This is a genomic window from Roseateles toxinivorans, from assembly GCF_004362525.1.
Classification (GTDB): domain Bacteria; phylum Pseudomonadota; class Gammaproteobacteria; order Burkholderiales; family Burkholderiaceae_C; genus Paucibacter; species Paucibacter toxinivorans.
Genome location: NZ_SNXS01000013.1, coordinates 89792 through 109135, shown reverse-complemented (window position 1 = coordinate 109135; position 19344 = coordinate 89792). Strand labels below are relative to the sequence as shown.

Below are 19344 nucleotides of genomic sequence, written 5' to 3'. Positions count from 1 at the left end.
CGTCAGCGCTGGCCGAACTGCTGCCGTATCGTTGGAAGCCGTCGGTCTGAACTGCACGTCGTCCCGCGTCAAGATGACTTGGCCGGACGGATACGCTTCGTCGGAGATTGAGCGTATCGAGAGCAAAGTCGGGACTGCACTACCAGAAGACTTGAAGGTTTGGCTGCTATCAGTAGGGTACGGCGACGATGATGAAACCTTGAGTTTTCGGTACGACTGGTTCAGCCAAATCAGGCAAGGCCACCTCCGAGGCGCCGTGATCTTTGCGCAAGACGATCTAGGAAACTTATATGCGTACACCAAAATCAGTAGCAACATTGTCTTCTTGCCTCGCTCCACCCCCGAGTACGCTGATGTCGCCCCGAGCTTCCTTGCCTTCATGGAAGAACTTGAGCGCCGAGATTTCAAGCTCGGTGAGTGGGTGGACGGTCTTCCATGCCTACCGTACGAGCGGGACGCCTAACCCTTCCATCGAGGGGACGTCCAACATCTGGCTTTGCCAGCTGTCGTCCGCCCCTCATTTCAAACGTTGGGCCGCATCGTGAACGATGAGCAATGCACGGTTTGGCTTTCCCTGCCTCACGGTCAGTGCCTTCGGTCAGCGCGGGAATTCGCATGAAGCGTGTGCCAGCACTTGTGGCTGCTCGGAGCTTTCTTGCTCGGCGGCGCGAGTCCGCCGGTAGCGAGTTTCAGTTTGGGTTGCCACGAGGCAGTTCGCAAGGCCACAATCCAATCACTTGGTCGCTTGGCCTCGGTCGTGCCCTCTGTTCAAACAACCCTGCCATGCTGCCCAACCACGCGCTCAACCGGACCCACAACGGCATGCCTCCTACGGGCCTCATTTCATTCTGGCCCTCCGGCGTCATGCCGCTGCGGGCCGGTTAGCTCAGACGTTCGGCCCCACCAAAGACCGCAGTTCTCCGTATTTGCCTTGCTTAATTTATGTAGCTACAATTAAACATGCGGATTGAATTTGACCCAGCTAAAGATTCTTCCAATCAAGAGAAACATGGCCTGTCACTTGCGCTGGCGTCAGGGCTCGACTGGGATGAGGCTCTGGTGTGGGTTGATGACCGGTACGAGTACGGCGAGATGCGCATGATCGCTCTCGCACCCGATACCGGGATCCTGTACTACGTGGCGTTTGTGGATCGCGGTGATGCCCGAAGGATCATCAGCTTGCGCAAGGCCAATCGACGCGAGGTGAAGCACTATGTCCAAAGTTACTAAGCGGCCAACGGTTGTCATGCCGACCGTGGCTGAAGACAAAGCCATCACGGCAGCGGCCAAGGCCGATCCTGATGCGCAGCCACTGACGCCTAAACAATTGCAGGCCATGGTTCCGCTCAAGGCGGTGCGTGGTCGTCCCAAGTCTGAAAACAAGAAGTTGCTGGTGTCTGTTCGCTACAGCCCTGAGGTGGTGGCGTACTTCAAGTCCACTGGCGAGGGCTGGCAGTCGCGGATGGATGGCGTATTGCAACAGTACGTTGCCCGTCATTCGCGCAGGGCGTGAGGCCGAACCAGTCGTTCGAGCCGACAGCCCTCGGCAAGCCTCGGTCTGCGGCTCAACTCGAACGTTAGGCATCCAGAGCATGTCGCCGTCTAAACTATTCTCCGAAGTGCTGGCCAACGCGATTTCAGAAGTCAAGCGACGTCAGGTCCCCGTCTTCACGTTTGCCCTCTATCACGATCACGAGTCCAAGGCAGTGTCGGTCTGCGTTGACACTGAAGAGAACTCCGGGAAAGTCGTTCGCTCAATCGTCCTTTACTTGGGGCCGAAGCTCGTATTTCAAACCTCGGAGATCGAAGACACGACCGTTTATGGGATGTCATTCGCCCTGCAACTGGCCACAATTGTTGGGGCTATGCTTGTCAGCGAGCGAATCTGGAAGCTCATCGAATAGATGGCGTTCGTCGTCTGGCGAATATTTGCTTCAGTGCTCACAGTAAACAAATTGCAAATAGCTTTGATGCCGGCAATGATGCCTAACCATTCCATCGAAGCGACAGCCAACGGCGGGCAAGGTTTGCGGTCCTTGCCAAAGCTTGTGCCGCCGTTGTCCGCGCCTCCGGCGTCATGCCGTCGCGGGCCGGTTAGCTCAGACGTTAGCCCGCAGAAAGAGCGATGGTGCGCTTCGGAAATGCTCGCAGCAGCTTTTTGTCCATGGTGACCAACTTCGTGTCGAGCTTCATTGCGAGAGCAACAAACTCGCAATCGTATGCGGAGCAGTCGCTGTCGCGAACGAGTTCCAGCACCGCCGAGGAATCGACCTCGAACTCTGCACCTTCAAGTAGGCTCTCTGCCTCTCGCTGGAGGCTGTTCGCTTGCTCGAACGAAATGGCTTTGCGTCGCATGTATCCCGCCAAGATATTGCGAAACTCGCTGCGCCATAGGATTGGAGAGGCCCAATCGGAATCCTGCTCAAGCAATGCCTCAGCTGCAGCTGTGTACTCGCCAGGCAGGTACAAGTACGCGAGCACATTCGAATCGACCACGATCATGGGCGGCCCTCGCGCTTCGCCGCATCGATGTCACGCGCACGGAACTTGCCGTCCGGCAAAGCCGCCCGCAGTTCGCGAGCCCGAGCAATCCGCTCGCTCGGCATCATCTTGGTTGGTAGCAACACCGACTCAAGGCACACGATGGCCTCGCTATTTAAGCTTCGGCGGTGCATTTCTGCAGCAAGCTTCAGCCGGTCGTACACGGCGTCGGGGATATTCTTCAATGTCAGGGTTGTGGGCACGGCGCTCTCCATCCATAATGGAACCATTATGGTTCCACCCGGTGGTTCAAGTCAAGGCGCTGCGGGCTAACCATTCCATCGAGGGGACAAGCAACGGCGGTTCGGCTTCTGGCATTCTGTCCAAGCTGGTGCCGCCGACGCTTGCCCCTCATGTCAAACGTTAGGCAGCTATGGAGAGCGTTGGTCGGTTCATCAACATTGCATTCTTCTTTTTCGTGCTTTGGGGTCCCGTCGCAAGCTATTTCCTCGCCCGCACCGTGGCTCGAAACCTCTATCCGCGGGTTTCAGTTCCGCACTTGGTAGGGGGTTTGGCTCTTTGTCAGCTGACTTTGTTCTGTTCAATCATGTGGGGTGGTGAAGGTTTCGGCATGCTTCTTCCCTGGTGGGGCTTGCTCTGGTTACTTCAACACTAGCGCTCAAACAATCTGGCTGCTCATCGTGTACACGAAAGGCAAGTTTGACAACTTGCCAACGTCGTTCCTAGCGGAACTGAAACAAGGAGTCGAAGATGCCAACTGAACTGAAAAAGTTCCAGCAAGACTTGCTGGAGTCGGTGAAGCAAATGCGTCGAGGCGAAGCGGCTCGCGTCACCAAGGTCAAACTTCCGGCCGCGGCCGAGGCAAGGGCACAAGTTGGTCTTTCCCAGCAAGACTTCGCCATTCTGCTGGGTGTTTCTGCTCGTACGCTGCAGGACTGGGAGCAAGGTCGGCGCGAACCCACTGGTGCTGCGAAGACGCTTCTTCAGGTCGCAGTTGCTCATCCCGAAGTCTTGCGCGAGTTGCGCGGGTGATGCCCAACCATTCCATCGAGGGGACAAACAACGGCGGTGCAGGTTTGAGCATTCCGTCCAGGCTGGTGTCGCCGTCGTTTGCCCCTCATTTCAGACGTTGGGCATCACAAAGAGCCGTTCATGCAAAGTAGCGAGCATCACCGAGATCAGGCAATTGCCGCTGCGGGCGAGGCAATTCGCAAAGGTCATCACGATGCGGGTAATCTTCGAGCGCTTCTGATTTTCACGACTTCAACACCGACGAGCCAAATGATCGAAAGCTACTTTGCTGCACATCACTATGACGCGGGGCTCCTTGCTAGTCTTGTCGACATCGCGCTCGAAGGCGACGACGCAGGCGATGCGCCTTGGGCAGCTGCAAACGTGCTGGCTGAGCTTCCTGTCGAGCTACTCCTTCCGCACCGAGCATCCTTGCTTGAGCTAAGTCGGCACGAATGGAGCTATTTGCATCAGCCTGCGCGTCAAGCACTCGCCCGCCTGGAAAATCGTGATGCCTAACCATTCCATCGAGGGGACAAACAACGGCGGTTCAGGTTTGGGCTTTCTGCCCAAGCTTGTGCCGCCGTCGTTTGCCCCTCATGTCAAACGTCAGGCGTCAAAGGCCGCTATGTCGCGCATGCCACCACTGGGCCTAATTTCATTCTGGCCCTGCGGCGTCCTGCCGTCGCGTGCCGGTTAGCTCAAACGTTGGGCGTCTCAGTAGTGATACCGGAGCTGTGCGATCAGAAGAGCGTCGCCTTCGATTTTGTAGACAACGCGATGCTCGTCAGTGATCCTGCGAGACCAAAATCCGGCGAGCGCATGTTTGAGCGGTTCTGGCTTGCCAATACCCTCAAAGGGCTCACGCTGTATTTCACGAATCAGCTTGTTGATTCGCTCGACCATCTTGCGATCTTGTTTTTGCCAGAAGAGATAGTCCTCCCATGCTTCATCAGCAAAAATGAGCTTCACTTGGCCAGCTCGCGCTCAGTACCTTGGCCAGCCATCAACTGGGCCGCAGCGGAGATCAAGCGCTTGGCATTCGCTGGATTTCGCAGCAGGTACGCGGTCTCTTCCATTGCTTGAAAGTCTTCTAGTGAAAGCATCACCACAGATTGGTCGCCGTTTCGCGTAATGATGAGCGCTTCATGATCATTGCAAACTCGATCCATGGTGCTAGCCAAGTTGGCGCGCGCAGCCGAGTACGTAATCGCATCCATTGCGGGGCTCCTTATATGTACGCCTTATTGTACATATTGAGCGCTGTGTTGTCCATCGCCAGTGCCAAGACGCCCAACCAATCCATCGAGGGGCCAGCCAACGGCGAGCAAGGTTCGTGCTGGTTGCCAATGCCCGTGCCGCCGATGTCTGCCCCTCATGTCAAACGTTAGATTCCTTGAACTGCACTGCGAAGGCCGAGATACGCCACAAACGGTTCGAAGTCCCGGTCGCAATGCAGCAGCGTGTATCCGCTTTCAATGCATCGTGTGGCGATGATCGTGTCAATCGTTTTGCGCACCGTGATGCCAAGCGCTCGCAATGCCCGGAAGTTCTTCGCGGCCTTAATTGCGATGTCTCTGCCGCCAAGATCGATGACTTCCAGCGAGTCGAGGAGCTTTTGAGCTTGCCTGAAGTCACGATCGCTCGCAAAGCCTTGCAGTACCTCGGCCAGGATCAAGTCGCCAATTGCAAGAGGCTCTCGCCCGAGCAGGCCGTCAAGCTTCTCGGTCTGCACTGTGGCGGTTCCTCGGAAGTAGTCGATCCAGACGCTGGAATCAACAAGAATCACTTGTCAGTCCTCATCGCATCCAAGTCGCCTTCCCAAGTCAACTTGCCGCGCAGTTGGCGTATCCGTTCCTGCTGGCGCAAGAGAAGTACGGTTCGCAATCCAAGCTCCACGGCCTCGCGCTTTGTCTTCAAGCCGGTCGCACGAAGCGTATCCTTCATCAACTTGTCGTCAATCTCAATGTTGGTTCGCACGATGTGTACTCCTTTGAATCCAAGTACACATTCTATCTCTGTTGTGGCAGTCTGTGGCAGCGCGCCGGAATCTAACCATTCCTTCGAGGGGACAGCCAACGGCGAGCATGGCTCGTGTTGGTTGCCAAAGCTGGTGCCGCCATCGTCTGCCCCTCATGTCAAACGTTGAGCGTCATTTATGAGACTGCTTCGATTTCTCGCTGCGGCAGGAATCACCATCCTTGTTCTGGGTTGTTCGAAAGCGGAGAGCGTCCCGAGAACTATCAAGAACCATATCGAGGAAACAGTTCGCACGTCAGACCTGCCACCAGACGTAGTTGTGCGTGTCGAATCAGCGGGTCTGGCCCGCGAAGGTTGCGCAAACACCGATGGACCAGCCGTGGACTTTGTCTTTAAGGTGAGGAACGAACTACCGACGGTTACTGTCAAAGATCCAAATTTGATGTATTCGCCTGTTGTGTATTCGCTCCCGCTAGTGGGCAATCAAGAACTTCACATTCGGGTTAACGAGACTCTTGCCATAGTCAGGAACTCACGACGTTGGAACATTGGCATGCCTGATGAGGCGGGTGGTTTGCTAGCTTGGTTATGTCCTGTAGGCGGCTATCCCTGCGATTTCGCAACTGCAGGAACGGTAACTTTCACTCGGGCAACCGATGAGCTCTTTGAAATGCAAGCTGATCTAAAGTTTCTTTCCAGGAACTCTGCAAAAACCCAGTTGTTGGCCAAGTTGGTTCCAGGTGTTGGGCAACGCTGCGGCTGAACCAATGACGCCCAACCCGTCATTGCAGGCGACGGCAGCAGCCCTCCAAGGCCACCACGCAGCCGGCCGGCAGCGTCGCTGCCCACAGCAAGAAGCGCTGGGGCGACATCGGCCGCGCCAGCACGCAGCGCTCGGCGCGATTGACCTGCTCCCATCCTGCCGTACCAATCTAAACGAGCAGGGGTCCGCAATTCAGGAGAATCGCGGACATGAGAAAGAGCAAATTCACCGAGGAACAGATCATCGGGTTCCTCAAGCAGGCTGAGGCCGGCATGGCCGTGGCGGAGAGGCAAGAAGCTCAGCGAAGCAAGGACGTATTCACAGTCCGGCGGGCGCGCTCTAATTCAAGCCAGATGTCGTTCTGCATGGGGCGCCCGGGCTCGATCAGGATATGCTTGATGCCATGCTCCTGCGTCCAGGCGATGAAGGCCCAGCTGGTGAACTCCGGACCGTTGTCCGCACGAACGGCTGCCGGGTCGCCTCTGAACCGCGCGGCCTGGTCCGGCGATCGGGTGTCTGCCCATCGTCACAGGCAGCGGGCGCCTCGCCGCGTATCTCGAACGGAGGAGACCTTGGGACTCTTGACCTTCAGTATCAACGTCACCCTGGACGGCTGCGTCGACCACCAGCAAGGAATCGCCGACGACGAGACACACACCTTCTTCACCCGCCTCATGGACGACGGCGGGGCGATGCTGTGGGGCCGCGTCACCTACGAGATGATGGAGAGCTACTGGCCAGCGGTGGCCCGCGGCGACGCGGAGGCACCGCCGGCGATGCGGGAGTGGGCGATCAAGCTTGAGGGCAAGCAGAAGTACGTGGTGTCCTCGACTCGATCGGACTTTCCATGGGCCAACAGCCACCACATCGCCGGCGACCTGCGCACGGGCGTACAGAAGCTCAAGGACGCGACCCCTGACGGCGTGCTCCTCGGTAGCGGCAAGCTCGCGACCGAGTTGGATCGGCTGGATTTGATCGACGAGTACAAGCTACTCGTCCACCCCAGGATCGCCGGTCGCGGGCCGACCTTGTACGAGAGCGGGTTGCCCATCACGCGACGGCTCGAGTTGATCTCAGCGAAGCCGCTCCGCAACGGCGCGGTCGCCATGCACTACCGGCGCGCGCGCTGACTTGGCGATAGGTCATGTCGCCTACCGATCGCTCATAGCCGCCCCGGGCTTCGTCTGCGGAGTGATGTAGGCATTCTTCATCCTCACCTCCAAATTGCCGGTGGTCGCCGCCTGGCGGAAAATTCAAGCGCGTGGTGCCTGAGTTCAACCTTGAAGTGCAACACCGCTAGCACGGCCGGAAGACGTCGGTCGGTGTTTTGAATCCTTGCCTTTCGCGCGGACGATCGTTGAGTTCCTTGGCAATCTGCTTGCATCGGGCCCGGCTGAGTGACTTCTTGCCCCCTTTGGCTGGCAGACGCCATTCGCAGGCACCAGGCGGCCGCCACCGACACACAGCAAAGTGGCTCACCCATGCCACATGGACTCAGCGATAAAACGCTTCGACCCGGCCCTTCAGCTTGATCATCATCGGGTTTCCCTTGCGGTCACGCGTCTTGCCGGCGGGCACCTTGACCCAGCCCTCGCTGATGCAGTACTCCTCGACATCAAAGCGCTCCTTGTCGTTCAGGCGTACACCAATCTCATGCTCGAACACGGCGGCAATGTGGTGCGGACTGCGAGGATCCACGCACAGGCGGTCGGGCATGGGGGGACGATTTTCGGCTTCGGTCATGGGACGATTCTCTTAAGTTGTCAGGTATAGCCCTCAATTCTCCGCGATTCGGCCCAGCCTGGGTCGGCCGCCTCTGGATCGACGGAGCCAGTGCGACGCCAACCCGCGCCAGAGGCCCGACCTAGGGAAAACACCAATTTCGGGCAGCCAGGCGGGAAGGCGACCGGAGTGCTCATAGAAATTGCGTTGATAGATATTGTTTTGTTATTCGCTCAAGTGCAGAATCATGCGAGCGAACAAAAATTCGACGGCACTTCAATCGGAATGTGCCGCAGCAGTCCAGATGGTGTACGGGTATCAAGCCCGCTGTTCCGCGACCTGAGGAGGTCATTCCGCATCAGGGGATGCCGAAGGTCTTCGACTCGACACAGGCGTGACCGCGCCTTTGAGGGAAGGTGGAAACCATGCATGCTGACTTGGCGCTGCAGATGATGTCGGCCCTTCTATGGACCGGCCTATTGATCTGCCTGCTCGTCCTGGGGCCGACGATGCTTGTCGGTCTGATGATCAGCATTGCGCAGGTCGTGACCCAGGTCCAGGAGATGTCCCTGACCTTCGTGCCCAAGCTGATCACGGCCGCCGTAGCCCTGATTGTGTTCGGGCCATGGATCTTGCGAGTCCTCGCAGGCTACATGACCCGGCTCTGGCTCGACATCCCCCATATGTTCTGAGCGATGCCATGAACGCGCCCGCCCTGGCTGCAGATATGCTTGCCCCTGATCGGGCCACGATCCTCTTTCTGGTCTTCATGCGGCTGAGCAGCCTGATGCTGATGTCCGCCACCTTTGGCGCTGCGGTGCCGCTGCTGGTGCGTCTGACCTTGGCCCTTGCCCTGTCCACTTGCCTGGGCCTGGGGTTGGAGATCACTTCGCCGCTGGCGGCAGCCAGCACCTGGGAATTGGCCGCGGCGGCACTGCGAGAGCTGGGCCTGGGCGCGGTGATGGCCCTTGGTGTGAACATGGCTTTTGCAGCATTCTCCATGGGCGGACGCCTGCTGGACGTCCAGATCGGCTTTGGGATGGGGCAGGTGCTCGATCCCGTTTCTCGACATCAAGTGCCGATACTGAGCGGGGCCATGAGTCAGCTGGCCTTGGTCGGCTTTTTCTCCAGCAGCGCCTTTGCGACCCTGCTGCTAGGGCTTCAGATGAGTTTCGAGCGGTTCCCACCAGGCGCCTCCTGGCCGCTGGAGCCTGCCATTGTCGTATTGGCCAAGCAGGGCGGTGGCCTGTTCAGCCTGGGCTTTGCGCTGGTGGCGCCGGTGGTGTTCTGCCTGATGCTCTTGGAGTTTGCTCTGGGTGTCCTGGCACGCAACGTGCCACAGATGAATATGTTCGCGCTTGCACTGCCGTTGAAGGTGCTGGCCGGCATCGCCGCCCTGTCACTCTGGCTTGGCGGCGCAGGGGCGGCCATGAGCCATGCCTACGCGTCTATCTTCTCGTTCTGGAACGGAGTACTCCGCTGATGGCCGAGCAAGAACTTGATCGCAGTGCCGCGGCCACGCCCTACAAGCTGTCCGAGGCACGCAAGCGGGGCCAGGTGGCCAAGAGCGCCGACCTTGTCTCGGCGCTGGTTTTTGGCATGGCCATCGTCTTCCTGCAGGTCCATGGCTGGGACAAGGTCCGCGAACAGTTTCAACTCGACCGCCTGCTGCTGGCGGGCCTGGGGCAAAGCGATCAGCACGGCTGGACGCTCTGGGTCCTGACCCGGCATGCACTGACACAATCCGGCTTGCTTGCAGCTCCGCTTTTTTTGTCAATTATGCTGACAGCTGTGGCAGCCAATCTGCTGCAGACCGGTCCGCTGCTCAGTCCGCACCCGATCAAGCCAGACTGGAGCCGCCTCAGCCCCTTGACCGGCTTCAAGCGGGTCTTTTCAACGCGAACGCTGTTCGACACGATGCGCACGCTGCTGAAGCTGTCGCTGCTGGGCTATGTGGTCTATGGCGCGCTGACTGCGCTGATGCCGCAGTTTCACCAGATTGCCGGCATGCCCTCGCAGGGCTTTGTGCGCCTGCTGCTCGACGACCTGTCTGCTGTGGGCCTGAAGCTGGCCTTGGCCATGCTGGTGATCGCCGCAATTGACCACGCATACACCCTGCGCGAGTTCTCCCGGAAGATGCGCATGAGCCAGCGCGAACTCAAGGACGAGCACAAACACAGGGAGGGAGATCCACGCATCCGCGCCCGCATCCGGGAGCTGCGCCGCGAGTTGCTCAAGCGCAGCCGGATGCTGAGCCTGACGGGCAAGGCCGATGTACTGATCACCAATCCCACTCACCTCGCCGTGGCCCTGCGCTACGAGCACGGCGCCATGGCGGCCCCGGTCATGCTTGGCAAGGGCCACGGCCTGGTGGCCGACGCGATGCGCAAGATCGCGGCGCTGCACCGCATTCCGGTGGTGGAGAACCGCAGCCTGGCCCGTGCGCTGTATGCGGAGGTGGCCACCGATGCACCGATTCCCGAGCAGCACTATGCCGCGGTGGCTCGCCTGATGGTGTGGGTGCTGGCCATGCGCGAGGCCAGCAAGCGGGCACCTGCGCCAGAGGGAGCGATCCGATGAGCGGGCTCGAACGATTCTTCGGCCGGCAAAGCGATGTGGCCCTGGTGTTGCTAGTGATGGGCGTCATGGTGGTGCTGTTCGCGCCCATCCCTCCCGGTTTGCTTGACTTCCTGATTCTGGCGAACTTCGGATTCGCCTTCCTGATACTGCTGCTGACCTTCTACATGCCCAAGCCGGTGGAGTTTTCCACCTTCCCGTCGCTGCTGTTGATTGCCACCCTGTTTCGCCTTTCCTTGAATGTGGCGGCAACGCGCCTGATCCTGTCGGACGCCAGTGCCGGCCAGGTTATCGCGGCGATCGGTGCGCATGTGGTGGGCGGCAACTATGTGATCGGCCTGATCGTCTTCTTCATCCTGATCGTGGTTCAGTACGTGGTCGTGACCAGTGGTGCGCAACGTGTCTCCGAGGTCGCCGCCCGATTCACGCTGGACAGCATGCCGGGCCAGCAGATGAGCATCGATGCGGACGTCAATATGGGTTTCATCGACCAGGCCGAGGCGCAGCGTCGGCGCAAGACGCTGGAGAAGGAGGCCGGCTTCTATGGCGCGATGGACGGTGCCAGCAAATTCGTCAAGGGCGATGCCATCGCCGGCATCGTCATCCTCTTGATCAATATCGTCGGCGGCGTGGTCATAGGCACGATGCAGCTCGGCATGCCGTGGTCACAGGCGCTTCAGACCTATACATTGCTGACCATAGGCGACGGCATCGTGACCCAGGTGCCGGCCCTGGTCATTGCCGTGGGCACCGGCATCATCGTGACGCGTTCGGCTTCCGACAGCGATCTGAGTCGCGAGGTGTTCCGCCAGATCAGCTCCCACCCCAAGACGCTGGTGCTGGTCGCCGCAACGCTGGCATGCCTGCTGCTGTTGCCCGGCATACCTCCGTGGCAGGCCCTTGCCCTGAGCCTACTGGCCCTGCTCGCTGCCTGGCTCTCCACCCGAGCCGGCACCCGTGCCACCCGGCAGTCGCCAGTTCCAAAGCCTGACGATTCGCACGCTGCCGCTCGGGCCGCCGCCGACCCCTATGCGGAGCTGAAGCTGGCGCCGATCGAACTCAGGGTCGGCTCAGGCTGGACACCGCTGATCAAGACGGATGGGGGCGGGAGCATGTTCATGGAGCGGGTCGCCAGCTTCCGTCGGCAGCATGCGCTGGACTACGGCCTGGTGCTGCCGCCCATCAGCCTGAAAGACGGCACGAGGCTAGGCGCTCATCACTATGAGATCCATATCGATGGCGTGCTGCTGGGGCGCGGCGAGGCGCCTCCGGACAAGCTGCTGGCCATACACCCGGCCGGAGACGTGAGATCAGTTCCCGGTGAGATCACCAGGGACCCTAGCTATGGTCTGCCCGCGGTATGGATAGACCCGCAACATCGGGACCTGGCAGCGGCGGCGCGCTACACCCTGGTCGATGCAGAGACCGTCATCCTCACCCATTTGACGGAGGTGCTGCGGCGCGAGTCGGCGACTCTGCTGACCCGTGCCGAGACCGACCGGCTGCTGAGCCGCGTGAGAGAAAGTCAATCGGCCCTGGTCGAGGAATTGATCCCCACGCTGCTGACCGTGAGCGAGATTCAACGGGTGCTGCAGTCCCTGCTCAGGGAGAAGGTCAGCATACGCAATATCGAAGCCATTCTCGAGGTCCTGTCCGAGGGCGCTCGCAGCTGCAAGGACCTAGGGCAGCTGAGCGAGCGTGTCCGTCAACGCCTAGGCCCGGCGATCTGCCAGGGACTGATGGGCGAGGCCCAAGCCCTGCAGGTGCTGACGCTGGACCCCTTGATCGAGGGTCAGTTGGTGGTGGCCGTGCGCGGCCAGGAAGGCGGCAGCGGCCATGGCCTGGATCCCAAGCTGACCGAGCAGATGCTGGGCAAGCTTGCCCACGCCGCCGACCGCATGATGAAGAGCAACACCCTGCCCGTGCTGCTGTGCTCGCCCGAGTTGCGCCGGCAGATTCGCGCCCTGTCCGAGCGCGTTCTGCCCCATCTGCGCGTGCTCTCGATGGCCGAAGTGCCCAACAACGTGGAGCTGAAGTCCTTCGCCGTGGTGGCGCTGTAGGGACGACGGTGAGGAGCGATGCGCCATGCAGGACCTGATGAACTCCACCCTGATTGCGATGCAGCGCAACGTGGCATCGCTCGAACGGATCGCCAACAACCTGGCCAACCAACTCACGCCCGGATACAAGCGGGAGATCCTGGCTGGGCGCAGATTCAGCAGTATCGAGCCGCGGTTCCCGGCGATGTTGACCGCATCGGCAGCACATGTCACTGACGACGCCAGGTCTCACGGCGCCGAGGTACTGCTTGACCTGCGGCCGGCAAGCCTGAAGCAGACCGCACAGCCGCTTGATCTCGCCATCAGCGGTGCGGGCTTCTTTGAAATCGCCACGCCTCAGGGGCCGGCCTATACGCGACGCGGCCAGTTCCAGCTCGATGCGCAAGGACGACTGGTCACCGCATCGGGGTGGCCGATCATCGGGCACACCGGTGAGCTGCACCTGAATCCGGGACCGGTCGTGATAACCCCAGATGGCACGCTGAAGCAAGAGGAACAAGCGCGGGGGCAGCTGCGACTGCTCGTCGCCGAGGAGCCAACCCGCCTCACCAGCATAGGCGAAGGTCTCTACGTGGCCGAGGGTGCAATGCGCCTGATGGCCGTCGGTGAGGTGGCCATCAAGCAAGGGTTTCTTGAAGGGTCCAACGTCGAAACGGCCCATGAAATGCTCCAGCTGCAACGTACGGTTCGGCATTTCGAAACCCTGCATCGTGTCGCGCAGGGCTACGACGAGATGATGGGCACGGCGCTGCGCAAGCTCGGGGAGCTATGACATGTTGAACGCACTGCAGATAGCGGCCACGGGCATGGCGGCCCAGCAACTCCATGTCGAGACGATTTCCAACAACCTGGCCAATATGAGCACGCCGGGCTTCAAGCGCTCGCGGGTGGACTTTGCGGCCCTGGTCACCCAGGGAGCCGAAGCCGGCTCGGTGGACCGATCAACGCCCGGTCTGCCACAGGGCCTGACGGGTCATCGGTCGGGCGGGGTCGGTGTCAGCGTGGCTTCGGTGAAGATCCTGTTCGATCCCGGCGAGCCCAAGAGGACCGACAGGCCTCACGACTTGATGATAGATGGCGACGGTTTTCTGGAGGTCACGATGCCTGACAGCTCGCGCGCGTTCTCAAGAGGCGGCAGCCTGAGGCTGGACGCCGACGGCGCGCTGCTGACCCCGGGAGGATTTCCCCTCAAGCCGGCGATCTTCATTCCGCAGGGGGCCCAGTCCATGACGATAGCCGCGGACGGCAGCATCTCGGCGCGCTCATCCGCCCAAGGCCATCGTGTCGAGCTGGGGCAGCTTCATCTGGTTCGCTTCGGCAATGCATCGGCGCTGGAGCCCATGGCCGATGGCCTCTACCGATCGAATGAAGCCAGCGGCGACGCCATTTCCGGCCTGCCCGGTGAGGCCGGCTTTGGCACCATCAAGCAAGGCCATGTCGAGGGCGGCAACGTCAGGCTGGTGGACGAGTACGTCGGGCTGATGCTGGCCCAGCGCGCCTATGAGGCCAGCGCCAAGGTGGTGCAGGCCTCGGACGAAATGCTGGCGATGGCGAACAACCTCAGGAAGTGATGCCCATGCTCGCCAAAGTGCTCGCCGGGACGGTCGCCGTGGCATCAGGCGCCCTATTCGCTGGCCCCATGCCGGAGCGACTCGGGCGTGAGCTGCCCATATCGACCCTGCAGGATGCAGCCACCGCCGCGATCCTTGACTGGCTCGGCACCCCGGACCTGCAGATCGAATTCGCGTCGGCACGGCAACGTTCGGCGGTGCCCGTTCCCACAGGTACGTTGACACTGCGGCTGCGAGCTCTGCCGGACACCCGTGGCCTGATTCCTGCCCATGTCCAGGCGACGGTGGAAGTGCGGGTGGAAGGCCGGTTGAGCGCCGTCATTCCGCTCGCCGCCAGGATTCGGGCGCCTCGGCCGGTCTGGGTCGCGGCCAGGCATCTGCCAGTCGGCCATGCCGCTGAGCCGGGCGACTTCCGCTCCGAGCTGCTTGATGTGGCCGGTCTGCCCCGCCAACCCTGGCTCGAGGTCATTCCGGAGCGGCAGCGTCTACTCAGATCGATCAAGCCGGGTCAGATACTGAGTCGGGACATGCTGGCGCCCGAAGTTGACGTCGCTGCCGGCGATGTCGTGACGCTGCTGGCACAACAGGAGTCGGTCACCGCCAGCCACAAGGCCCTGGCCCTGCAGAGCGGAAGCACCGGGGACTGGCTTCTCGTGAGGCCGCTGGGATCGACCCAATCGGTGGTGGCGCGCGTGCTCGCTCGCGGAAGGCTGGAGGCAAGATGAGGCAGCAGGCACAAGGCCCCGCACTGTGCGGCCTCTCACGGGCCTGCGCCTTGGCCTGCGCGTTGGCCTGCTTGGTGCCACCAGACTCGTGCAGGGCGCAGAGCCTGTACGACGAATCGTCCTTCCGCCCCCTGACTGGTGATCGCAAGGCCTATCGGGTGGGTGACCTGCTGACGATACAGGTGCTTGAGAATGCGTCCGCCGCGGCCAGCGCGGACTCCGGCACGCAGCGCAAGAGTGCGACAGGAATGGACCTCAGCGCCGGCAGACGTCAGCAGGAGTTGAACCTGGCCGCCAGCAGCGAGTTCGACGGCGGGGGCCGCACCGCCCGTACCGGCCGCCTGCTGACGCAGCTGTCGGTCCATGTGGTGGCCGTGCTGGCCAACGGTGATATGCGCGTGGCCGGCGAGCAGTTGCTGGTCATCAACCGGGAGCAGCAGCGCATTCGCATCGAGGGCCAGGTGCGTGCGCAGGATATTTCCGAGGCCAATGTCGTGCTGTCCAGCCGGCTGGCCGAGGCCAGGATCGATTACGTCGGTGCCGGCGACATGACCGAGAGCCAGCGGGCGGCCTGGTGGCACCGCGTCATGAACTGGTTGGGCCTGTAGATGAGCCGCGTCATGCCTATTGCCCGAGCGCTGCTGCTGGCCTGCTGCTCGGTGCTGCTCTGCCCCCTGGCTGCGGGCGCGCCAGTGGCCGGCGAGGCCATGCGCGCCAAGGACATAGCCAAGATCCAGGGTTGGCGAGAGAACGCCCTGGTGGGCTACGGCATCGTGACCGGCCTGGCTGGCACCGGCGATGCGCCCGGCAACCGCGCGACGCGGCAGGCGCTGTCCAACGTCCTGTCGCAGTTCAACCTGAGCGTCGCGCCGGATCAGGTACAGAGCCGCAATGTCGCCGCCGTGCTGGTTGCGGCACAGCTTCCGCCTTTCGCCCGGCCCGGCGATGCCGTTGATGTGACCATCACCTCAATCGGCGACGCCCGCAGTCTCGTCGGAGGATCACTGCTGCTGGCTCCATTGAAGGCCCCCAACGGCCGGATCTACGCGCTCGCGCAGGGGGCGCTCTCCGTCGGCGGGTATCGCTACGACGCCAACGGCAATGTGGTGCAGAAGAACCACCCGACCGCCGGCGCTATTCCGGGCGGAGCCACCATCGAGGCGGCGCTGCCGCAGGGGGCGACGCCCTTGACCTCGGTGACTTTCGTCCTGCATGAACCCGACTACACGACCGCGGCCCGACTGGCCGAGGCCGTCAACCGGCAGCTCGGCGGCGAGCTGGCCGAAGCTCGCGATGCATCGGGTGTCGAGGTCCAGCTTCCCGAAGCACACCGCGAGCATCCGGTCGCATTTCTCGCCCTGCTGGAAAACGTCTCCGTCACTCCCGACCGGCGCGCCAAGGTCGTCATCAACGAGCGCACGGGCACCGTCGTGGCGGGGGGCCATGTGCGCATCTCCAGCATCGCCGTGTCACACGGCGAGTTGCGCGTGTCGATTGCGTCAGAGACCCATGCAGTCCAACCCCTGGTGCTGGGCGGATCGAACCCGGCGGTACACACCGCCCTCGTCAGAAACCACCGCGTTGACGTCAGCGAAGGGGAGACCGCCACCTTCCTCCGCGGCGGCAACACGGTCGCCGACCTGGTGCAGGCGCTGACACGCATGCGTATCGGCACGCGGGACATCATCTCCGTGTTGCGGGCGGTCAAGGCGGCAGGCGCCTTGCACGCCGAGTTGATCATCCAGTAAACCCCAGCTCAGGTTCAGCCCATGAACATCGAAGCCCTCAATCTTGACCTGCTGCGATCCGCGCTGGACCTTGCGAGCCTTCGCCAGCAAGTCATTGCCACCAATATCGCCAACGCCGGCACCCCCGGCTATGCGCGACAGAGGCTCAGCTTCAGCGACCAGTTGCAGGCACAGTGGCCGGGGTGGACGGGGGAGCCGCGTCACGCCGAGCCCACCCACCCGCGGGTTGAAGCCGCCCAGGTCGGCCCCGATCTCGGTGCAGATGGTCTGGGGCGCACGGTACGGCTGGACGAGGAGATCGCCGAGATGGCACTGAACAGCCTTCACTACCAGGCCTTGATGCGCGCCCTGTCCCGGCATTTCAGCATCCTGCACAGCGCCGCCACCGAAGGCCGTCGCTAAGGAGCTGACGTGGACTATCACAACGCCTTCGCCATCAGCGCCGCCGGCATGAATATCGAGCGCGCTCGCTACGAAGTCGCGGCCGCCAATCTGGCCAACGCCGGTACGGTGGCGGGCCACGAGCAGGCGGGCTACCAGGCCAGACGCCTGGTCGTGGCGGCGTCTTCGCTGGGGACGGGCAGCCGCTCGGGCGGAGCCTTTCTCAATATGGTGCACCAGGGACTGGCCGTACCCGGCTACCAGATCGAGAACCGCCCCGGTGAGGCGCGTCGCGTGCTGGATCGCGGTCATCCATGGGCCGACACGCAAGGCCATGTCTACCAGCCGGATGTCGACATCGCCGCCGAGATGATGACCCTCGCGACCGCCGTGCGCATCTATGAGGCAAATGTGGCGGCCCTGAGCGCCTCACGCACGATGGCCTTGCGTGCCCTCGACATCGGATCAGGCTCATGAGCGCGTCGATCGACTTCCTGCCCCCATTGGCCGGCATCCGCCCGCCCCTGCCAATCGATGCAACAGGAGGCAGCCACGACACGATGCGCGTCGTGGCTGGCACCGGCTTCACCGAGCTTGTGACAGCCGGTCTGCAGGCGGTGAACGCGGACTGGATGCGCGCCCAGCAGGGCCTCGGCGACCTCGCCCAAGGCGGCATCGGGAATCTGCACGAGGTGATGATCAGGCTGGAGGAAAGCCGCACCTCCTTCCAACTGTTTCTGCAAGTCCGCAACCGCCTGGTGGAGTCCTACCAGGATCTGATGCGGATGCAGATCTAGAGGCTCAGAGGGGGACACCCAGTGCTGCGACCACTGCTGACCGGACTGAACGGGCGCGCTCGCCTGGGCCTCGGCATCGGCCTGCTCGTCATTGCTGCGGCGCTGACCTGGGCGGCCCTGACCCTGCTACGCCCTGAGCAGCAGACGCTGTTCTCCGGACTGACGCCCCAGGACGCTTCGGCGATGAGTGCCGAGCTGGAGCGCATGAAGGTGCCCTACCGAGTCGGCGAAGACGGCGCCTCGCTGATCGTCGACAAAGGCATCGTGCACCAGACCCGCCTCAAGCTGATGTCCAAGGAGTTGCCCCTGCATGGCGCGGTGGGCTTCGAGCTGTTCAACAACAACGACTTCGGCATGACCGAGTTCGCCCAGAAGGTCAACTATCAGCGCGCGCTGCAGGGCGAGATCACCCGGACCATTCTGTCGCTTACCGAGATCGCCTCCGCCCGCGTGCACATCGCCTTTGCCGACGAAGGCCTGTTCAAGCGCCATCAGCAGCAGGCCAAGGCCTCCGTCACGGTGGGCCTCAAGCGTCATCGGGCACTGAAGCCGGCCCAGGTGCTGGGCATCCAGCGCCTGGTGTCGGCCGCCGTGACCGGGATCAGGCCGACGGACGTCACGGTGCTTGACCAGCAGGGCGTGGCCCTCACCCCGGACCCGCTTCAGGAGGAAACGGGTACGGCCGGCACGAGGATCGAGTTCCAGCAGGAGGTCGAGCGCCATCTGAACCAGAAGGTGTCGGACCTGCTGGCCCAGGCCTACGGCCAGGGCCGCTATGTCTCCAGCGTCAATGTCACCCTGGACATGAATCAGGTGCGGGTGACCTCGGAGGATGTGGTCGGCGCCAACGCAAAGGGCGAGCCGCCTGCGGGCATCGTGGTGCGGGAGCGCGAGTCTCTCAAGGATGCAAGCCTCGGCGTGGCCGGCAAAGACGGTGCCGTCACCCCACCCGGCAGCTCGGTACGCGACATCGAGTACCAGGTGGGTCGGCGGGTGGAGCAGGTCGTCCGGCGTCCCGGCGGCATCACGCGGCTTCAGGTGCTGGCCGTCATCAAGCAGGGTCTCCAGCCGGCCCAGCTCGAACAGCTGCGCTCGCTGGTGGGCGCCGCTGTGGGCGCTTCGCCAGAGCGCGGCGACTCGGTCATCGTCCAGTCGCTGGACATGCTGGGAGCATCGGCACCGCTATCCGAGGACCTGACCGCCACGCCATTGGAGACAGAGCATCCAGCGCCCACCGGTGCGCCCACCACGCCGCCCGCCTCCGATCGGGAGCCACTGCCGATGGTGCCCTCTCTGATCGCCCTGGCCAGCCTGCTGACGCTCGGCTTGCTGGGAGGGCTGGTGTTCCAGCTGCGCGCGCAGGCACGAAGCAGGCACGCGCCAGCCGCCCTCTCCACCATCGAACGCGAGCAGGCCCTGCTGACGATACGGCGCTGGATGGACGAGCCCCGGCCATCGACCGATCGGCATGTCGAGGTCTCGCCATGAGCCCTGCTCATGGGCCGGC

At 62.1% G+C, this 19344-nt stretch carries 28 protein-coding genes and 1 pseudogene; 21 read left to right on the top strand and 8 right to left on the bottom strand.

Annotated elements, in window-relative coordinates; translation table 11 throughout:
• From DES47_RS29070 to DES47_RS26210, 4 genes are all read left to right on the top strand, one after another.
• A partial coding sequence (locus tag DES47_RS29070; protein ID WP_208115123.1) for an SMI1/KNR4 family protein occupies nucleotides 1–463 on the top strand: 463 nt, incomplete at its 5' end.
• Between the two features lie 497 nt (nucleotides 464–960).
• Nucleotides 961–1230 (top strand): BrnT family toxin, encoded by a 270-nt coding sequence (locus DES47_RS26220; protein ID WP_133703734.1) that lies wholly within the window; start codon nucleotides 961–963, stop codon nucleotides 1228–1230.
• Nucleotides 1214–1513: a BrnA antitoxin family protein gene (locus tag DES47_RS26215; RefSeq protein WP_133703733.1), complete on the top strand. Its 300-nt coding sequence runs from the start codon at nucleotides 1214–1216 to the stop codon at nucleotides 1511–1513. Before DES47_RS26220 ends, DES47_RS26215 begins: the two co-directional genes overlap by 17 nt.
• Before the next feature lie 79 nt (nucleotides 1514–1592).
• The gene (locus DES47_RS26210) at nucleotides 1593–1904 is read left to right on the top strand and encodes a hypothetical protein (RefSeq protein ID WP_133703732.1); all 312 of its coding nucleotides are present in this window, start codon (nucleotides 1593–1595) and stop codon (nucleotides 1902–1904) included.
• 202 nt (nucleotides 1905–2106) lie between these two features.
• Here DES47_RS26210 and DES47_RS26205 read toward each other — a convergent pair whose 3' ends face one another.
• Both DES47_RS26205 and DES47_RS26200 read right to left on the bottom strand, forming a co-directional pair.
• On the bottom strand, nucleotides 2107–2502 hold the full coding sequence (locus tag DES47_RS26205; RefSeq protein ID WP_133703731.1) for a type II toxin-antitoxin system VapC family toxin: 396 nt from the start codon (nucleotides 2500–2502) through the stop codon (nucleotides 2107–2109).
• Complete coding sequence (locus DES47_RS26200; RefSeq protein WP_133703730.1) at nucleotides 2499–2744, bottom strand: FitA-like ribbon-helix-helix domain-containing protein; 246 nt, start codon at nucleotides 2742–2744, stop codon at nucleotides 2499–2501. Before DES47_RS26200 ends, DES47_RS26205 begins: the two co-directional genes overlap by 4 nt.
• Before the next feature lie 508 nt (nucleotides 2745–3252).
• On the opposite strand from DES47_RS26200, the gene DES47_RS26190 reads away from it, so the two are divergent.
• The gene (locus DES47_RS26190; protein ID WP_133703729.1) at nucleotides 3253–3534 is read left to right on the top strand and encodes a helix-turn-helix domain-containing protein; all 282 of its coding nucleotides are present in this window, start codon (nucleotides 3253–3255) and stop codon (nucleotides 3532–3534) included.
• Between the two features lie 120 nt (nucleotides 3535–3654).
• Nucleotides 3655–4032 (top strand): hypothetical protein, encoded by a 378-nt coding sequence (locus DES47_RS26185; RefSeq protein ID WP_133703728.1) that lies wholly within the window; start codon nucleotides 3655–3657, stop codon nucleotides 4030–4032.
• Between the two features lie 198 nt (nucleotides 4033–4230).
• On the opposite strand, the gene DES47_RS26180 is transcribed toward DES47_RS26185, so the two are convergent.
• The 4 genes from DES47_RS26180 to DES47_RS26165 form a co-directional block, all read right to left on the bottom strand.
• On the bottom strand, nucleotides 4231–4485 hold the full coding sequence (locus DES47_RS26180) for a Txe/YoeB family addiction module toxin (RefSeq protein WP_133703727.1): 255 nt from the start codon (nucleotides 4483–4485) through the stop codon (nucleotides 4231–4233).
• The gene (locus DES47_RS26175) at nucleotides 4482–4733 is read right to left on the bottom strand and encodes a type II toxin-antitoxin system Phd/YefM family antitoxin (RefSeq protein ID WP_133703726.1); all 252 of its coding nucleotides are present in this window, start codon (nucleotides 4731–4733) and stop codon (nucleotides 4482–4484) included. The genes DES47_RS26180 and DES47_RS26175 overlap by 4 nt, the downstream gene beginning before the upstream one ends.
• A 167-nt stretch (nucleotides 4734–4900) precedes the next feature.
• Nucleotides 4901–5302 (bottom strand): type II toxin-antitoxin system VapC family toxin, encoded by a 402-nt coding sequence (gene vapC / locus DES47_RS26170; protein ID WP_133703725.1) that lies wholly within the window; start codon nucleotides 5300–5302, stop codon nucleotides 4901–4903.
• A complete protein-coding gene (locus tag DES47_RS26165) occupies nucleotides 5299–5493 on the bottom strand; it encodes a type II toxin-antitoxin system VapB family antitoxin (protein WP_133703724.1) in 195 nt (64 codons plus the stop codon). The genes vapC and DES47_RS26165 overlap by 4 nt, the downstream gene beginning before the upstream one ends.
• Nucleotides 5494–5671: 178 nt before the next feature.
• On the opposite strand from DES47_RS26165, the gene DES47_RS26160 reads away from it, so the two are divergent.
• Nucleotides 5672–6256: a hypothetical protein gene (locus tag DES47_RS26160; RefSeq protein ID WP_133703723.1), complete on the top strand. Its 585-nt coding sequence runs from the start codon at nucleotides 5672–5674 to the stop codon at nucleotides 6254–6256.
• A 358-nt stretch (nucleotides 6257–6614) separates the two neighbouring features.
• Here DES47_RS26160 and DES47_RS26155 read toward each other — a convergent pair.
• Nucleotides 6615–6758, bottom strand: a pseudogene (locus DES47_RS26155) (DDE-type integrase/transposase/recombinase); the annotation flags it as partial.
• Between DES47_RS26155 and DES47_RS26150 the strand changes: the two are divergent.
• Nucleotides 6694–7386, top strand: a complete 693-nt coding sequence (locus DES47_RS26150; RefSeq protein ID WP_243748475.1) for a dihydrofolate reductase family protein — start codon at nucleotides 6694–6696, stop codon at nucleotides 7384–7386. The pseudogene DES47_RS26155 and the gene DES47_RS26150 overlap by 65 nt on opposite strands.
• A 364-nt stretch (nucleotides 7387–7750) precedes the next feature.
• Here the strand turns inward: DES47_RS26150 and DES47_RS26145 are convergent, their stop codons facing one another.
• Nucleotides 7751–7999: a DUF3297 family protein gene (locus tag DES47_RS26145; protein ID WP_133703722.1), complete on the bottom strand. Its 249-nt coding sequence runs from the start codon at nucleotides 7997–7999 to the stop codon at nucleotides 7751–7753.
• A 404-nt stretch (nucleotides 8000–8403) separates the two neighbouring features.
• Between DES47_RS26145 and DES47_RS26140 the strand changes: the two genes are divergently transcribed.
• From DES47_RS26140 to fliF, 13 genes are all read left to right on the top strand, one after another.
• A complete protein-coding gene (locus DES47_RS26140) occupies nucleotides 8404–8670 on the top strand; it encodes a flagellar biosynthetic protein FliQ (protein WP_133703743.1) in 267 nt (88 codons plus the stop codon).
• A gap of 8 nt (nucleotides 8671–8678) precedes the next feature.
• Nucleotides 8679–9461 carry a flagellar biosynthetic protein FliR gene (locus DES47_RS26135; protein ID WP_243748474.1) on the top strand — a complete coding sequence of 261 codons (783 nt, stop codon included), beginning with the start codon at nucleotides 8679–8681 and terminating at the stop codon, nucleotides 9459–9461.
• Nucleotides 9461–10558: an EscU/YscU/HrcU family type III secretion system export apparatus switch protein gene (locus DES47_RS26130; protein ID WP_133703721.1), complete on the top strand. Its 1098-nt coding sequence runs from the start codon at nucleotides 9461–9463 to the stop codon at nucleotides 10556–10558. The genes DES47_RS26135 and DES47_RS26130 overlap by 1 nt, the downstream gene beginning before the upstream one ends.
• Nucleotides 10555–12615 (top strand): flagellar biosynthesis protein FlhA, encoded by a 2061-nt coding sequence (locus DES47_RS26125; RefSeq protein ID WP_133703720.1) that lies wholly within the window; start codon nucleotides 10555–10557, stop codon nucleotides 12613–12615. The genes DES47_RS26130 and DES47_RS26125 overlap by 4 nt, the downstream gene beginning before the upstream one ends.
• A gap of 25 nt (nucleotides 12616–12640) precedes the next feature.
• Nucleotides 12641–13387 carry a flagellar hook-basal body protein gene (locus DES47_RS26120; protein ID WP_133703719.1) on the top strand — a complete coding sequence of 249 codons (747 nt, stop codon included), beginning with the start codon at nucleotides 12641–12643 and terminating at the stop codon, nucleotides 13385–13387.
• A 1-nt stretch (nucleotide 13388) separates the two neighbouring features.
• Entirely contained in the window at nucleotides 13389–14186 is a 798-nt protein-coding gene (locus DES47_RS26115) for a flagellar hook-basal body protein (RefSeq protein ID WP_133703718.1), read from the top strand.
• Nucleotides 14187–14191: 5 nt separating this feature from the next.
• Nucleotides 14192–14911: a flagellar basal body P-ring formation chaperone FlgA gene (gene flgA / locus DES47_RS26110; RefSeq protein WP_166652181.1), complete on the top strand. Its 720-nt coding sequence runs from the start codon at nucleotides 14192–14194 to the stop codon at nucleotides 14909–14911.
• Nucleotides 14912–14985: 74 nt separating this feature from the next.
• On the top strand, nucleotides 14986–15519 hold the full coding sequence (locus DES47_RS26105; RefSeq protein ID WP_243748473.1) for a flagellar basal body L-ring protein FlgH: 534 nt from the start codon (nucleotides 14986–14988) through the stop codon (nucleotides 15517–15519).
• 12 nt (nucleotides 15520–15531) lie between these two features.
• Nucleotides 15532–16659, top strand: coding sequence for a flagellar basal body P-ring protein FlgI (locus DES47_RS26100; protein WP_243748472.1), 1128 nt, complete (start codon nucleotides 15532–15534; stop codon nucleotides 16657–16659).
• A gap of 21 nt (nucleotides 16660–16680) precedes the next feature.
• Nucleotides 16681–17061: a flagellar basal body rod protein FlgB gene (flgB, locus tag DES47_RS26095; protein ID WP_133703714.1), complete on the top strand. Its 381-nt coding sequence runs from the start codon at nucleotides 16681–16683 to the stop codon at nucleotides 17059–17061.
• A gap of 9 nt (nucleotides 17062–17070) precedes the next feature.
• Nucleotides 17071–17517: a flagellar basal body rod protein FlgC gene (locus tag DES47_RS26090; protein ID WP_133703713.1), complete on the top strand. Its 447-nt coding sequence runs from the start codon at nucleotides 17071–17073 to the stop codon at nucleotides 17515–17517.
• The gene (gene fliE / locus DES47_RS26085; RefSeq protein ID WP_133703712.1) at nucleotides 17514–17837 is read left to right on the top strand and encodes a flagellar hook-basal body complex protein FliE; all 324 of its coding nucleotides are present in this window, start codon (nucleotides 17514–17516) and stop codon (nucleotides 17835–17837) included. Before DES47_RS26090 ends, fliE begins: the two co-directional genes overlap by 4 nt.
• 21 nt (nucleotides 17838–17858) lie before the next feature.
• Nucleotides 17859–19325, top strand: coding sequence for a flagellar basal-body MS-ring/collar protein FliF (gene fliF / locus DES47_RS26080; RefSeq protein ID WP_243748471.1), 1467 nt, complete (start codon nucleotides 17859–17861; stop codon nucleotides 19323–19325).
• Nucleotides 19326–19344 lie beyond the last annotated feature (19 nt).